Source organism: Corynebacterium sp. LaCa117 (genome assembly GCF_046717765.1).
Lineage (GTDB): Bacteria > Actinomycetota > Actinomycetes > Mycobacteriales > Mycobacteriaceae > Corynebacterium > Corynebacterium kefirresidentii.
In genome coordinates this window covers 2,055,800-2,069,918 of the sequence record NZ_CP177102.1, presented here as the reverse complement: position 1 = coordinate 2,069,918, position 14,119 = coordinate 2,055,800, and the positions used below count along the sequence as shown (strand labels likewise).

General features: G+C 59.2%; 11 protein-coding genes. 9 read left to right on the top strand and 2 right to left on the bottom strand.

Annotated features, from left to right (window positions below; genetic code table 11):
• The first annotated feature begins 346 nt into the window (after positions 1 to 346).
• The 6 genes from ACLI1L_RS10070 (at position 347) to ndk (ending at position 6,957) form a co-directional block, all read left to right on the top strand.
• Positions 347 to 1,297: a malate dehydrogenase gene (locus tag ACLI1L_RS10070; RefSeq protein ID WP_411707488.1), complete on the top strand. Its 951-nt coding sequence runs from the start codon at positions 347 to 349 to the stop codon at positions 1,295 to 1,297.
• 80 nt (positions 1,298 to 1,377) lie between these two features.
• Positions 1,378 to 4,098 (top strand): valine--tRNA ligase, encoded by a 2,721-nt coding sequence (locus ACLI1L_RS10065; protein WP_411707487.1) that lies wholly within the window; start codon positions 1,378 to 1,380, stop codon positions 4,096 to 4,098.
• Entirely contained in the window at positions 4,098 to 5,633 is a 1,536-nt protein-coding gene (gene folC / locus ACLI1L_RS10060) for a bifunctional tetrahydrofolate synthase/dihydrofolate synthase (protein WP_411707486.1), read from the top strand. Before ACLI1L_RS10065 ends, folC begins: the two co-directional genes overlap by 1 nt.
• Positions 5,630 to 6,112 (top strand): DUF4233 domain-containing protein, encoded by a 483-nt coding sequence (locus ACLI1L_RS10055; RefSeq protein WP_049361638.1) that lies wholly within the window; start codon positions 5,630 to 5,632, stop codon positions 6,110 to 6,112. Before folC ends, ACLI1L_RS10055 begins: the two co-directional genes overlap by 4 nt.
• A 46-nt stretch (positions 6,113 to 6,158) precedes the next feature.
• Positions 6,159 to 6,470 carry a hypothetical protein gene (locus ACLI1L_RS10050; RefSeq protein ID WP_086588270.1) on the top strand — a complete coding sequence of 104 codons (312 nt, stop codon included), beginning with the start codon at positions 6,159 to 6,161 and terminating at the stop codon, positions 6,468 to 6,470.
• Between the two features lie 76 nt (positions 6,471 to 6,546).
• On the top strand, positions 6,547 to 6,957 hold the full coding sequence (gene ndk / locus ACLI1L_RS10045) for a nucleoside-diphosphate kinase (protein ID WP_005324068.1): 411 nt from the start codon (positions 6,547 to 6,549) through the stop codon (positions 6,955 to 6,957).
• 268 nt (positions 6,958 to 7,225) lie between these two features.
• Here ndk and ACLI1L_RS10040 read toward each other — a convergent pair whose 3' ends face one another.
• Entirely contained in the window at positions 7,226 to 7,576 is a 351-nt protein-coding gene (locus tag ACLI1L_RS10040; RefSeq protein ID WP_411707485.1) for a metalloregulator ArsR/SmtB family transcription factor, read from the bottom strand.
• 122 nt (positions 7,577 to 7,698) lie between these two features.
• Here ACLI1L_RS10040 and arsB point away from each other — a divergent pair, with 122 nt between their 5' ends.
• Entirely contained in the window at positions 7,699 to 8,763 is a 1,065-nt protein-coding gene (gene arsB, locus ACLI1L_RS10035) for an ACR3 family arsenite efflux transporter (RefSeq protein WP_086588271.1), read from the top strand.
• Here arsB and ACLI1L_RS10030 read toward each other — a convergent pair.
• Positions 8,760 to 9,527 (bottom strand): hypothetical protein, encoded by a 768-nt coding sequence (locus ACLI1L_RS10030; RefSeq protein WP_086588272.1) that lies wholly within the window; start codon positions 9,525 to 9,527, stop codon positions 8,760 to 8,762. The genes arsB and ACLI1L_RS10030 overlap by 4 nt on opposite strands.
• Positions 9,528 to 9,729: 202 nt before the next feature.
• On the opposite strand from ACLI1L_RS10030, the gene ACLI1L_RS10025 reads away from it, so the two are divergent.
• Together ACLI1L_RS10025 and rplU are read left to right on the top strand one after the other, a co-directional pair.
• Entirely contained in the window at positions 9,730 to 13,566 is a 3,837-nt protein-coding gene (locus tag ACLI1L_RS10025) for a translation initiation factor IF-2 N-terminal domain-containing protein (RefSeq protein ID WP_411707484.1), read from the top strand.
• Between the two features lie 226 nt (positions 13,567 to 13,792).
• The gene (gene rplU / locus ACLI1L_RS10020; protein WP_005324077.1) at positions 13,793 to 14,098 is read left to right on the top strand and encodes a 50S ribosomal protein L21; all 306 of its coding nucleotides are present in this window, start codon (positions 13,793 to 13,795) and stop codon (positions 14,096 to 14,098) included.
• The last annotated feature ends 21 nt before the right edge of the window (positions 14,099 to 14,119 follow it).

Genomic DNA, 14,119 nt, shown 5'->3' with positions numbered 1-14,119 from the left:
GCGCAGCGGTGGCGCGGTCAACTGATATCTAATAGTGCGGGAGTAGATAGGCCCCATGCAATCTGTGTGCGTGGCGTGGGGGAGAGCCCCGCTTTTCCTTTTCCCATCATGCCCGATTAGTCACCCGTTGCGGGAGCTTCTTATCCATTGGGGGCGTTAATTTGGAGGTAAATGGGGGTAATTTAGCGCAACCTCAGCGAATATCCCCTCCAAAAGAGGGGGCCAGATTCACAGCGCGAGAGGCGGCGGTGGGGCTAAGCTCGGGGATGGGTACATTCCGTGGCGGTGCGAGCAGCCTGGCTCGCGTGTGCCGCCCTTGACGCAGCCATTGAGGAGGCTTTTAACCATGACTCAGCCCGTCAAAATCACTGTCACCGGTGCCGCCGGCAATATTGCTTATTCGCTGCTGTGGCGCATCGCTGCCGGCGATGTTTATGGCAAGGACACCCCGGTAGATCTAGCGCTGCTGGAAATCCCCGCTGCGGTGGGCAAGGCCCAGGGCGTGGCCATGGAGCTCAATGACTCCGCCCTGCCGTTGGTCAACTCGATTACGGTAACTGATGACCTAAAGGAGGCCTTTGAAAACACCTCTGCTGCCTTCCTCGTAGGCGCGCGCCCGCGCAGCAAGGGTATGGAGCGTGCGGATCTGCTGGAAGCCAATGGTGCCATCTTCACCAAGCAAGGCAAGGCCATCAATGACTATGCCGCGCGCGATGTCCGCGTGCTTGTGGTGGGCAACCCAGCAAATACCAATGCTCTCATCGCTGCGAATAATGCCCCGGATGTGGACGATTCTCAGTTCAATGCTCTGATGCGCTTGGACCACAACCGCACCTTGAGCCAGCTAGCGCTGAAAAGCGGCAAGTCCACCACCGATTTCACCAAGGTGGCAGTCTGGGGCAATCACTCCGCAAGCCAGTTCCCAGACATCACCTTTTCCAATGCCGAGGTGGATCAGGATTGGTACCGCGAAGAGATGATCCCCAAGGTAGCGAAGCGCGGTGCCGAGATTATTGAGGTGCGTGGCAGCTCCTCGGCCGCATCGGCGGCGTCGGCAGCCGTGGACCACATGCATGACTGGATTCATGGCACCGAGCATTGGCGCACCGCGGCGGTGCCCTCGGACGGTTCCTACGGCGTCGACAAGGGCCTCATCTGCGGATTCCCCACCATCTGCCGTGATGGAAAGTGGGAAATCGTGCAGGGGCTAGAGCTTAGCGAGTTCCAAAAGGAGCGCATTGCAGCGTCTGTGGCCGAGCTGCGTGAGGAGCGCGAAGCCGTAGCAGACCTGCTCTAAAACCCACTCGGTGCGCACCACATACTCGGTGCGCACCCTGCCTAGATGAGCCGGTTGACGTGCAAGGTAGAATCGGCCAGGTGACTGAGCAAAATAATGAGCAATTAGTTGGTACCAACCGCGCTGATGCGCTGCCCAAGTCTTGGGAGCCGCAGGCCGTAGAAAAGGACCTCTATGAGGGCTGGGTAGAAAAGGGCTACTTCACCCCAGACGCACATTCGGAGGCCGAGCCTTATTCCATCGTGCTGCCGCCGCCGAATGTGACCGGTCAGCTGCATATGGGCCACGCTTTGGACCACACGCTGATTGATTCCATTATCCGCCGCAAGCGCATGCAGGGCTACGCCACCCTGTGGCTGCCGGGTGCCGATCACGCCGGCATTGCCACCCAGACCAAGGTCGAGGCCAAGCTCAAGGAGACCGAGGGCAAAAAGCGCTGGGACTACGAGCGCGAAGAGTTCATTGACAAGGTCTGGGAGTGGAAAGAACAGTACGGTGGCACCATCCAGAACCAGATGCGTGCCATTGGTGACTCCGTAGATTGGTCTCGCGAGCGTTTCACCTTGGACGATGGCCTCTCGCGCGCTGTGCAGACCATTTTTAAGAACCTTTATGATGAGGGCATGATTTACCAGGCTAACCGTCTGGTCAATTGGTCGCCGGTGCTGGAGACCGCCGTCTCTGATATCGAGGTTGTCTACAAGGACGTCGAGGGCGAGCTGGTTTCCATTCGCTATGGCTCGCTTAATGATGATGAACCGCACCTCATCGTGGCCACCACCCGTGTAGAGACCATGCTGGGTGACGTTGCCATTGCCGTTCACCCAGACGATGAACGCTATGCCGATCTTGTGGGCAAGGAGCTGCCACACCCATTCCGCGATGACCTCAAGCTCAAGATCATCGCTGATGATTACGTCGATATGGAGTTTGGTACCGGCGCGGTGAAAATCACCCCGGCGCACGATCCGAATGACTACGCGATGGGCACCCGCCACAACTTGGACATGCCTACCGTCATGGATACCACCGGCCATATTGCCAATACTGGCACCCGCTTCGACGGCCTGACCCGCGAAGAAGCCCGTGTGGAAATCCGCGAGGCACTGCGTGAGCAGGGCCGTATTGTCAAGGAAATCCGTCCTTATGTTCACTCCGTGGGACACTCCGAGCGCTCTGGGGAACCCATCGAGCCGCGCCTGTCCCTGCAGTGGTTCGTAGACGTATCAAAGATGGCCAAGGACTCTGGTGCTGCTGTGCGCGAGGGAGATACCACCTTACATCCGCAGTCGCTGGAGCCGCGCTACTTTGAGTGGGTCGATGATATGCACGATTGGTGCATCTCTCGGCAGCTGTGGTGGGGTCACCGCATCCCTATTTGGTACGGGCCGGAAGGCGAAGATGGCCAGCGAGACATTGTCTGCGTCGGCCCCGATGAAGAGCCCCCAGCAGGCTACGAGCAGGATCCTGATGTGCTGGATACGTGGTTCTCCTCCGCGCTGTGGCCATTTTCCACCCTCGGCTGGCCGGAAAAGACCCCGGATCTGGAGAAGTTCTATCCCACCAACGTGCTGGTCACCGCCTATGACATTTTGTTCTTCTGGGTGGCCCGCATGATGATGTTTGGTACCTTCGCTGGCTCCCATACCCCAGAGCTTTTGGGGGAGGGCACCGATGGTCGCCCGCAGGTTCCATTTAAGGATCTTTACCTGCACGGCTTGGTTCGCGATGAGCAGGGCCGCAAGATGTCTAAGTCTTTGGGCAACGGCATTGACCCGATGGATTGGGTGCGTGACTACGGCGCAGACGCCCTGCGCTTTACCCTTGCTCGCGGTGCCAACCCGGGTGTGGACCTGCCTTTGGGCTCTGATGCTGCAGCGGCCGCCCGTAACTTCGCCACCAAGCTTTTCAACGCCACCAAGTTTGCCCTCATGAATGGTGCCGGCGTAGCTACGTTGCCCAACCGTGACGAGCTTAGCGACGCCGACCGGTGGATCCTCGACCGCGCCGAAGAGGTCCGCGCCAAGGTGGATGCATACCTGGATGATTACCAGTTCGCTAAGGCAAACGAGCTGCTCTACCACTTCACCTGGGACGAGCTGTGTGACTGGTACCTGGAGATTGCAAAGACCCAGATCCCGCGTGATGGTGTCAGTGAACAGGGCCGCAATACCCAGATTGTCCTGGGACGCGTCCTAGACGTCGTCCTGCGCCTGCTGCATCCAACCATGCCTTTCGTGACCGAGGTGCTCTGGAAGGCTTTGACTGGTGGCGAGTCTATCGTCGTGGCACCGTGGCCTACCGTTGCCGATACCAATGGTGGCGCTACCAAGGATGAGGTGGCCGCCCGTCGCATTGCGGACGCGGATAAGCTCATTACCGAGCTGCGCCGCTTCCGCTCTGACCAGGGTGTCAAGCCTTCCCAGAAGGTCCCGGGCCGCCTCGACTTTGCCGCAGCGGATCTCGCCGGCCAAGAGAAACTGGTGCGCAATCTGGCCAATACCACCGCTCCGGCCGAAGACTTCGATCCTTCCGCCTCCATTGAGGTACGCCTTTCCCAGGCCACCGTGGAGGTCACCCTAGATACCCACGGCGCTGTAGACGTGGAAGCTGAGCGCAAGCGCCTAGAAAAGGACTTGGCCAAAGCCAATAAGGAATTGGAGCAAACCGGCAAGAAGCTTGGCAATGAGAACTTCCTGTCCAAGGCGCCGGAAGAAGTGGTTAATAAAATTAAGCAGCGCCAGCAGATCGCTCGCGAAGAGGTTGAACGCATTACCAGCCGTTTGGAAGGCCTGAAGTAGTGGCGGAAAAGGACAAGGGCACAGAGGATTTTGAGATCGTCGATGCCCTCAAAGAAGGAACCGATGGCGGCCCGGTGGAAATCACCGAGTCCGGCCTGACGCTCAATCTGGGCATGGGCGGCGAGGATGAGTACAACGAGGCCGCCCCACAGGAGGTTTCCGCCGCGGAGCTACGCGCCCTCGCGGAGGTTGAAGAAGAACTCAATGAGCGGTGGCCCGAAACCAAGATTGAGCCTTCCCTCGAGCGCATCGAGCTGCTTATGGATCTGCTCGGTCACCCGGAGCGTTCTTTTGATGTCATCCACATTGCCGGCACCAATGGTAAGTCCTCTACCGCGCGCATGATTGATTCGCTCCTGCGTGCCTTCCACCGCCGAGTGGGCTTGGTAACTAGCCCACACCTGCAGCGGGTTACTGAGCGCATCGGCATCGATGGCCAGCCCATTCACCCGCGCGATTACGTGCGCATTTGGCACGAGATCAAGCCGTTTGTGGAAATGGTCGATGCCCAATCGGACGTGCCTATGTCTAAGTTCGAGGTCCTTGTCGGCTTGTCCTATGCTGCGTTTGCCGACGCCCCCGTAGATGTCGCTGTCGTCGAAGTCGGCCTTGGCGGACGTTGGGACGCCACCAATGTGGTCACTGCAGACGTTTCCGTCATCACCCCAGTGGGCATGGACCATACGGATTATTTGGGCGATACGATCACCGAAATCGCAGGTGAAAAAGCTGGCATTATTAAGCCGCGCGAGGATGCCGATGATCCGTTGACCCCGAATGAAAACATTGTCGTCATCGCGGAACAGGACCCAGAAGCCATGCGTGTCATCTTGCAGCAGGCCGTCGATGTCGAGGCGGGCGTGGCCCGCTCCGGTTCCGAATTTGCGGCCCTCGAATCCCGCATTGCCGTCGGCGGCCAGCAGGTCAATATCCAAGGCCTCGGCGGCCTATACGAGGATATTTTCCTGCCCCTCCATGGCGAGCACCAAGCCAAGAATGCTGCCGTGGCCCTTGCAGCAGTAGAGGCTTTCTTTGGGGCTTCGGCCGGCCACCCATTGGACGTTGCTACCGTGCGCAATGGCTTCGCCCAGGCGATTTCGCCCGGCCGCCTCGAGCGCGTACGTACCTCGCCCACGACGTTTATTGATGCCGCGCATAACCCCCACGGTGCCAAGGCTTTAGGCGCAGCGTTGGACCGCGATTTCGACTTCGCCCGCCTCATCGGTGTGTTGTCCATCTTTGCGGATAAGGACGCAACTGGCATTCTCACCGCGTTGGAGCCGTATCTGACCGAGGTAGTCATTACCCAAAACTCCTCGCCGCGGGCCCGCGACGCTTATGATCTAGCCGAGACTGCACGCGATATTTACGGCGAGGAACGCGTCCACGTTGCCGAGGATCTTCCCGGCGCTTATGCCCAAGCCGTTGAACTTGCTGAAGACGCGGAGGTGCAATCCGGCTCCGGCATTATCATCACCGGCTCGGTCGTCACTGCCGGTGACGCCCGCGCGATGTTTGGAAAGGAACCTGCATGAGCAGCGATAAGCACCGGCCGCACCCGCGCCGTCGCACCCGCGAGGAACAGATCCCAGAAAGCGAGATCGGGCCCCTCGGCATGGGCCAAGCCCCCGTCAAGGATCCGCTAAAAAGCTTCAACGGCATGGTTATTGCCAGCTCCTTGACCATGGAAGCTCTCGCCCTATCCTTCTCGCTACCAATGCTGTACAAGCTCTATGACGGCACCCTGTGGACGCCTTTCAACTATTGCTTTGTCCTTGCTGCCATTGCTTTCCACCTCGTGATGATCGCGTTCATGAATAAGAAGTGGGCGCTAACGGTCATCGTGTGGGTACAGCTGCTGTGCGTCATCTTGGGCTTTATGGTGCACTGGGCCGTAGCCGCCATCTTCATCATCTTCGGCTTGGAGTGGCTGCTGGCCGTTTACCTGCGCAGTAACCTCATCGCCCGCATGAAGCGTGGCTACCTCACCACGCAGCACCTCAACGAGAAATAGCCCAGTTAACTCCAGTGGGCAGGGGAGTCGCGATAGACTAACGGCCATGCGCACTCTCTATCTCGTCCTTGCTGCACTCGCCTGTGTTGCCGCGGTGGTAGCCCGCGCTGCCACCGGAACACCATGGCTGCCGTTAGTTGCCCTTCTGATTGGTGGCCTCTTTCTTGCTCTGGCGCTGCGCAGTTATTTCCAGCCGACACAGGAAGCCACCCTGGAGGATCTGGATAAGGAGCAGCGCGCGGAGATTAAGCGATTGCTGGCTAATGGCCAGTTCGGCGCTGCAGTCGGGCAAGTGCGCCTGTGGTTTAGGGGCACCTCGCAGGATCGCGCCGAAGAGATAGTCAAGCAGCTTACTTAGCGCCCGATCCACGTTCTTCCCCCAAGATATACCCCAGCGCGCGACGCAGTCGGGTGGTTTCGGTACAGTGTGGGGCATGACTGAACGTACACTGATTCTCATCAAGCCGGACGGCGTAAAGAACGGCCACGTAGGCGAAATCATCTCCCGAATCGAGCGTAAGGGCCTGAAGCTGGCCGAGCTCGATCTGCGCGTTGCTGACCGCGAGACCGCGGAGAAGCACTACGAGGAGCACAAGGATAAGCCATTCTTCGGTGACCTCGTCGAGTTCATCACCTCCGCACCGCTTATCGCTGGTGTTGTTGAGGGCGAGCGCGCCATTGAGGCTTGGCGCCAGCTGGCCGGTGGCACCGACCCAGTTTCCAAGGCCACCCCGGGCACCATCCGCGGTGACTTCGCCCTGACCGTAGGTGAGAACATCGTGCACGGCTCCGACTCCCCAGAGTCCGCAGAGCGCGAGATCGCTATCTGGTTCCCGAACCTCTAAATTTCTGCGCACTTAGCGCATCATTCTGCCCGAGCCTGCAGGCTCGGGCTTTATTTATTGCTTGACCCAGAGACCCCGGCGGAGAGTCGCATACCGAGTATCCGCCCCTACACTGAATAAGCATTGAAACGACAAGCTGCAAAGGCCTAAAGAGGCAGGGGCTGAGGAGGGGCCTTGTTCTGGGGTTGAAGGTGCTTATCGCGGCAGATCATTGCTGAGGATATTGCACGCGAGGTCATTCACTTCGCAGACTAGGACTGGAGCTCTCCTAATCGAAGGAAAGCAATTGGCGCAGTGTGCTGAAGGCTTCCTTTTGCACTCGATGGGTAACGGTACGGCCCGATTGTTGCTTGATTAAAAGGCCGGATTCCCTTAACTTGCCGAGGTGATGGGATACCGTCGGTTGGCTGAGACCGGAAAGCGCGGTCAACTCCGTAACACTCATCGGGCCGCAGCCCTCATCGCACAATATGGATAGCAGGCGAAGGCGGGTTGGGTCAGCAAGGACTTTAAATTGCTGGGAAAAGCGCAAGGAATCGCTCTGGCTGAGCGGGCCACTGCTCAGGGAGCAGCACTGCCCGTCGGGGGTGTTATCGGCATTGCTAGGGGAGGAGTCCATGTACACAGTATAAGGAGACGGCATAAGGAAACTGCTTCCCACTCCGTTATATTGACGAGTATCAATATGGGCGATTAAAGTACTGCCTTGAAATGTGAATTCCTCGTCGTGCAAGGAGAATCATGGCTATTCCGCAACGCCCAAAGTTGTCATTTCTCGATAGATTCCTTCCCATCTGGATCATCATGGCTATGGCTGTGGGGCTATTGATAGGCCACTTCCTGCCAGGCATTGGAGAAGCACTGTCGGCTCTAGAGGTTGGCGGTATTTCTCTTCCCATTGCACTGGGTCTGCTAGTCATGATGTATCCGCCCCTGGCTAAGGTTCGCTACGAAAAGACCCGAGACATTGCTGCCGACGGCCGGTTGATGGTGGTATCGATTGTGTTGAACTGGCTGGTGGGGCCTGCATTGATGTTCACCCTGGCGTGGATATTTCTTGCCGACCAGCCCGAGCTACGAACCGGCCTGATTATTGTTGGGTTAGCCCGCTGTATCGCAATGGTCCTGGTGTGGTCCGACCTCTCCTGTGCTGACCGAGAGGCCACCGCTGTTCTCGTAGCTATTAATTCCGTTTTCCAAGTAGCTATGTTTGGCGTTATGGGCTGGTTTTACCTGCAGGTTCTTCCTGGCTGGCTAGGCCTGGATACCACCTCTGCTGATTTTTCTTTCTGGTCCATCGTCACGGCGGTTCTCGTATTTTTGGGAGTGCCACTGCTGCTTGGCGTCCTCTCGCGGGTCTGGGGTGAGAAAGCCAAAGGCCGCGAATGGTTTGAAAACCGCTTCCTTCCGGCAGTTTCTCCCTTGGCGATGATCGGCTTGCTTTATACCATTGTGTTGCTGTTCTCCCTGCAGGGAGAACAGTTGGTAGCGCAGCCCACGGCGGTGATCAAGGTTGCGATTCCGTTGGTCATTTACTTCGTTGGAATGTTCTTCCTAGCTCTGGGCGTGGCAAAGGCAGTGGGAATGAACTATGCGCAATCTGCTTCCGTGGCCTTTACTGCAGCAGGCAATAACTTCGAACTGGCCATTGCGGTTTCCATTGGCACTTTTGGCGCGGCGTCTGCACAGGCTCTAGCCGGCACCATCGGGCCGCTTATTGAAATTCCGGTACTCGTCGGACTCGTCTACGTAATGCTCTGGATAGGGCCGAAGCTATTTCCGGGAGACGAAAGCTTGCCGCGTTAACGCTTGCCCAATTGGTAGAGGCAACGAACCCCGGTCGGTGTGACGGTGTTTTTCCAATCCTTGGGGGCAGAGCGCAGGGCGATGCGGTCAAGTTTTACTAGTCCTGCCTTTGCCAATTCATCAAGGTTCTCGCATACTAGGTCGAGATCAACCTGCATGAATTTGGACAGGGCTCTAGCGGAGACCGTATTTCCTTGCACCGCGCCGGCGGCTATGAGGGCGGTGAGGGTGTCCACGTGGGCGTCGGCAAGCTCTAGGCGAGCCTCGGTTACTCCTTCGAGCGGATCTTTTTCCAGGATCTTATTGATGCGCCGCCGACCAATCCGAAAGGATTGGGAAAACATCGCCCACAGTCCCAAAGGCAAGCCGCATGCCCACCACGCCCCTGACAGGACACCGGCAATGGGCGGGGCAAGTTCTATCTCCGGCACCAGCCCGGCTGCACTCAGTGGGGCCATGGCCAGCGGCGCGGCGATGGGGATTAGCGGGGCGATATAGGCAATGGTGGGATAGTCGCCCTCGCGATACTCCTCCCGCGCGGCGTTGATGCCGCGTGGGTAGTTGCGGATGAGGTGCACTAACCCCAGCACCGCAAAGATGGCAAAAATACCGGCTCCTACCAGCATATAATCCACGCCGGTGTTGGCGAATCCAATGGCAAAGCCGGCCGGTACGCCGAAGTAAAGCGCCGAGCGTGCGGGGATCTCGTTGCGCTGCCGATACTGCGCCAGCTCGCGGGCGGGGATTCGTGCTAGTTCTGCCACCCTGTCAACATAACACCGCCTGCCAGCCTGGCTGCGTTTCTGTGACACAATGGTAATTAGCGCGTACGAGACGCGTAATAACTTAATACCCACAAACTTTTATAGCGCGCTAAATGCCTCGCGCGGCGGCGGTACAGTCCATGGCTGTGCCTGCGCCCGAGGTAGCGCCAAATACGGACGATGTACAGGAGTAAGCCCGAACATGGTGGCACAGAACTCTCAAGAAACAACTGAAAACCTCAAGGCGGCGGCGTCTTTGGCCCAGAACTTGGACCGTGGCCAGCTCAAAGACAAGGTCCGCGTTTATGCCCTTGCCAAACAGTTGGGGCTTGCCTCGCGCGATCTGGTGGCGCAGCTGAAAGAGATGGGGCTAAAAAAGAGCGCGCAAAGCTCCCTCACCCGTGAGGAAGCAGGCCAGGTGCTCGATGCTGTGGCTCAAGCCGCGGCGCTTGGCGATGCCCCCTCTGGCGATACCCGCGAAGCCTCCACCGCCGCACCGGACAATGAGCCCGCAGACAAGGCTGCTGTACAGCCGGAAGATAATTCAGGCAAGCAGCCCGAGAAGAAGCCGGCGAAGAAGCGCGCCAAGCGCGCACGCAAGGCCACTCGCAAAACCGCAGCCCCAGTGTCCGAAGAGTCGGCTGAGACCGACGCAGCGGGGGAGCAGCCCGCAGAAGACGAAGAACGCTTGCGCCACCGCGTGCGCAAGAACGTGGATAATGAGATCTCCCAAATCGAAGACAAGGTAGAAGCGTCACTCGCCAAGGCCGCAGCCGATACCGACTCAGCTGCCGAAGACGCCGCAGCGGCGGAATCCACGGATGAGGTGGAAGAAGCGCCGGCGAGTGCACTCGATACCGGCACAGTTGATGCGGCGAAACTGCATGAAGCGCTTGCGGAGGCCGGCGAGGATTTCGAGGATGACTACTACGCCCCGCACATTGTCCCGCGCGCCGAATCTGAGGAAGAATCCGGACACTATGACTTTGCGCCGATCTTCATGGCCCCACAGCAAGATGATGCAGCGCCCTTCGCACCAGTTGCAGACGCTGCGGAGGAAGATTTCTCCGGCGATGACTCCGAAAGCAACGATGTTGCCGAGGAAGTGAGTGAGCAGCCGGACTCCGGCCGTAGTTCTGGTAAATCCGAGGCTCGCCGTCGAGGTCGCCGCGGCGCCTCCCGCGGACGCGGCGCTAGCTCGAACCGTGAGGATCAGGCCACCGAGTCCGAGTATATTGACGAGCCGAAGGCCATCCGTGGCTCCACGCGCATCGAGGCCCAAAAGCGCCGCCGCGCGGAACTGCGCGCAAAGGGCCGCACCCGCCAGCACATTGTTTCCCAGGCAGAGTTTCTTGCCCGCCGCGAAGCCGTGGAGCGCACCATGGTGGTGCGCGATAAGGAGCGCGAGGATGGTGCCGGAATCATCACGCAGGTGGGCGTGCTAGAAGATGACCTGCTGGTCGAGCACTTCGTTACCACCGAGTCCCAGGCTTCGCTGATTGGCAATATTTACCTAGGACGCGTCCAAAACGTGCTGCCGTCGATGGAGGCGGCCTTCGTGGATATCGGGCAGGGCCGAAATGGCGTGCTCTACGCCGGTGAAATCGATTGGCGCAAGACCAAGCTGCATGGGCGGGCCCGCAAGGTAGAAAATGCTCTGAAGTCCGGCGATCAGGTATTGGTTCAGGTGGCCAAGGACCCAATTGGTCACAAGGGCGCGCGCCTGACCACCCAGATTTCCCTTGCCGGCCGCTATCTGGTCTATGTGCCAGGCGGCCGCAGCGCGGGCATTTCCCGTAAGTTGCCCGCCCCAGAGCGCAAGCGCTTGAAGGATATCCTGGGTCGCGTGGTGCCGGGCGATGGGGGAGCGATTATCCGCACCGCTGCCGAAAATGTCTCGGAAGAGGCGATCGCTACCGACGTCAACCGCCTGCACAGCCGGTGGGAGGACATCATCGCCCACGCCAAGAAAGAAAAGTCCTCCAAGGGCGCCAAGCCGGTGACCATGTACGAAGAGCCAAATATGCTCATCAAGGTGGTGCGCGATCTCTTCAACGAAGACTTCACCGAGCTCATCGTTGATGGCAAGCGTTCGTTCAATACCGTCCGCGCCTACGTCGATTCCATGGCGCCGGACCTTGCAGACCGTGTGGTGCGCTACCGTGCCAAAGACCACGGCGGGCAGGACGCCTTCGAGGCCTACCGCATTGATGAGCAGCTGCATAAGGCGCTCTCGCGCAAGGTATGGCTGCCATCCGGCGGCACGCTGGTTATTGACCGCACCGAGGCTATGACCGTCATCGACGTCAATACCGGAAAGTTCACCGGTTCCGGAGGCAACCTGGAGGAAACGGTTACCCGCAATAACCTCGAAGCGGCAGAAGAAATCGTGCGCCAGATGCGCCTGCGCGATTTGGGCGGCATGATCGTCGTGGACTTTATCGATATGGTCCTGCCGGAAAACCAGGACCTAGTCCTGCGCCGCTTGAAGGAGGCTTTGGGTCGCGACCGCACCCGCCACCAAGTCTCTGAGGTTACCTCGCTGGGCTTGGTACAGATGACCCGCAAGCGCTTGGGCACCGGCCTCGTGGAAACCTTCTCCACGGAGTGTGAGTGCTGCAACGGCCGCGGCATCATCATTCACCAGTACCCAGTAGATGAAGCTGACGACGAACAACACTCGAAGCACTCTGGTCGCAAGGCCAAGTCGCATAAGAAGCAGCATCACAATCCGCAGCAGCACCCGGCAGCGGTGGCGATGCATAAGCACGAGCTTGATGATGCCCCCGAAAGTGATTCCAAGCCCAAGCGCTTTAAGAAAACGCAGGCGCCGGTCTACGGCACCGAGCACGAAGACACCGCACGGGAATCTGCAAAGACTTCGTTGGAGGATCTCGTAGCCAACGTCGTTGTGGATGAGCGCGGTGCGGACGAGCCGCACGCTGATCAGAACACGCACAGCGGAGACCGAGACAGGGCTAAGGAGCGCGGACGCGGCCGTGGGCGCCGTCGGGCTCGCAAGCACACCCAGACTGAAGTATCCGATATCGAGGCCATCGCATACGCTGCGGCGGATAATGCTGCGGAGAGCGACGAGGTACAGGAATTTAATTCCTACGTCCCCGATGCGGATACGGATGCGGACTCGGGTGCCGCCGCTAAGGCCCACCCAGATGCTGGGGAGGGCTCCAAACGCAGCAAGAAGCAGCGCCGGGCGACCCGCCGCTCTAAGGCCACACGCGCTAGCGCAGGCAGCGAGCAGAAAGCCACGGAGTCTGCAGCAGGCAAGACCTATGAAGAGGCTGTGGCCGAGTTCGAGGCTTCCCCGCGCCGCAAGCGCCGCACACGCGGCAATTCGCGTTCTGATAGGCGTCCACAGCCGCAGGAATTCGCAGTCGCCGGTGAACAGGAATCTGCCGTACACAAGGCCGATCAGGCGGTACCCGCATCCGATGGCGATAACGCAAGCGAGACCGCAGCGCAACAGGGGCAGAAGGACTCGCGCGGGGAGCAAAAGGGTCGCCGGCGTGGTCGCCGTCGCACGGTGCGCACTCAACAAGCCCAAAGCCGTGTTTCCTCGCGCCTGCCACACGAGGTAAAGGAGAAAACGCAGGAGCACGAGCAGGAGGGTGGCTCGGCCGAGCAGCGCCATGAAAAGGCCGTTGGCACCACGCGTGCGGGGCGCACCGGTGGCAACGGCCGCGGGCGTCGCCGTGCCGTGCGTCAGGCTGCCCCTAAGAAAGCCGTAGCAGAGAACCCGAAGGCAACGAAGGCCGAGTCGGGCCGTTCTAGGCGACAGGAAGGCTCGCCGGAGCGCACCGGTTCTGGGAACCGGGCGGGCTCGAGCGATTCCAAGGTCTTGCGCCGTGGCAAGAAGAGGGCGGTGCGCAAAAAGGGGACGTCGGCAAGAGCGAGGGCCCCAAAGGCACAGGATAACGGTGCCCAGAAGCAGTCTGCGGCGAGCGGAGTCCACCCTGAAAAAGCCTCAGCTAAATCTGGGCGCGGGCGGCGCCGTGTAGCACGGCGAAGCAAGTCTTAGGGCTACGCCACGCGGGCACGAAAAGCGTGGTTTGTATTTTGTGCCCGCTACGGGGTAGTCTTTGACAGTCGCTGTTTAGTACTCACAGCGCTGGATCAGTCCGACACTCACTCAGTGAGTTGTGCGGGCATGTTCGCGCGGGAACTAAACGCAATATGTAAGTGTCCATTCGGAACGCGACCTCCCCGGTTGCTTCCGAGCGAGTTTAGATAAGGGGTAACCCTCTATGTACGCGATCGTCAAGACCGGCGGCAAGCAGTACAAGGTTGCTGAAGGTGACCTCGTCAAGGTCGAGAAGATCGAGGGTGAGCCAGGCTCTGCCGTAGCTCTCACCCCGGTTCTGCTCGTCGATGGCGCCGATGTTAAGTCCAAGGCTTCCGACTTGGAGAAGGTTTCTGTTTCCGCAGAAATCGTTGAGCAGGGTAAGGGCCCGAAGGTCGATATCCTGAAGTACAAGAACAAGACTGGTTACAAGAAGCGTCAGGGCCACCGTCAGCCTGTGACCACCTTGAAGATCACCGGTATCAAGTAAGCCTTAACCGGCTGTAATTAT

Bases quoted from the DNA above. Each gene is read 5' to 3' on its own strand.
- ACLI1L_RS10070 (WP_411707488.1), top strand. From the start codon at position 347: ATGACTCAGCCCGTCAAAATCACTGTCACCGGTGCCGCCGGCAATATT.
- ACLI1L_RS10055 (WP_049361638.1), top strand. From the start codon at position 5,630: ATGAGCAGCGATAAGCACCGGCCGCACCCGCGCCGTCGCACCCGCGAG.
- ACLI1L_RS10050 (WP_086588270.1), top strand. From the start codon at position 6,159: ATGCGCACTCTCTATCTCGTCCTTGCTGCACTCGCCTGTGTTGCCGCG.
- ndk (WP_005324068.1), top strand. From the start codon at position 6,547: ATGACTGAACGTACACTGATTCTCATCAAGCCGGACGGCGTAAAGAAC.
- ACLI1L_RS10040 (WP_411707485.1), bottom strand. From the start codon at position 7,576: ATGGACTCCTCCCCTAGCAATGCCGATAACACCCCCGACGGGCAGTGC.
- arsB (WP_086588271.1), top strand. From the start codon at position 7,699: ATGGCTATTCCGCAACGCCCAAAGTTGTCATTTCTCGATAGATTCCTT.
- ACLI1L_RS10025 (WP_411707484.1), top strand. From the start codon at position 9,730: ATGGTGGCACAGAACTCTCAAGAAACAACTGAAAACCTCAAGGCGGCG.
- rplU (WP_005324077.1), top strand. From the start codon at position 13,793: ATGTACGCGATCGTCAAGACCGGCGGCAAGCAGTACAAGGTTGCTGAA.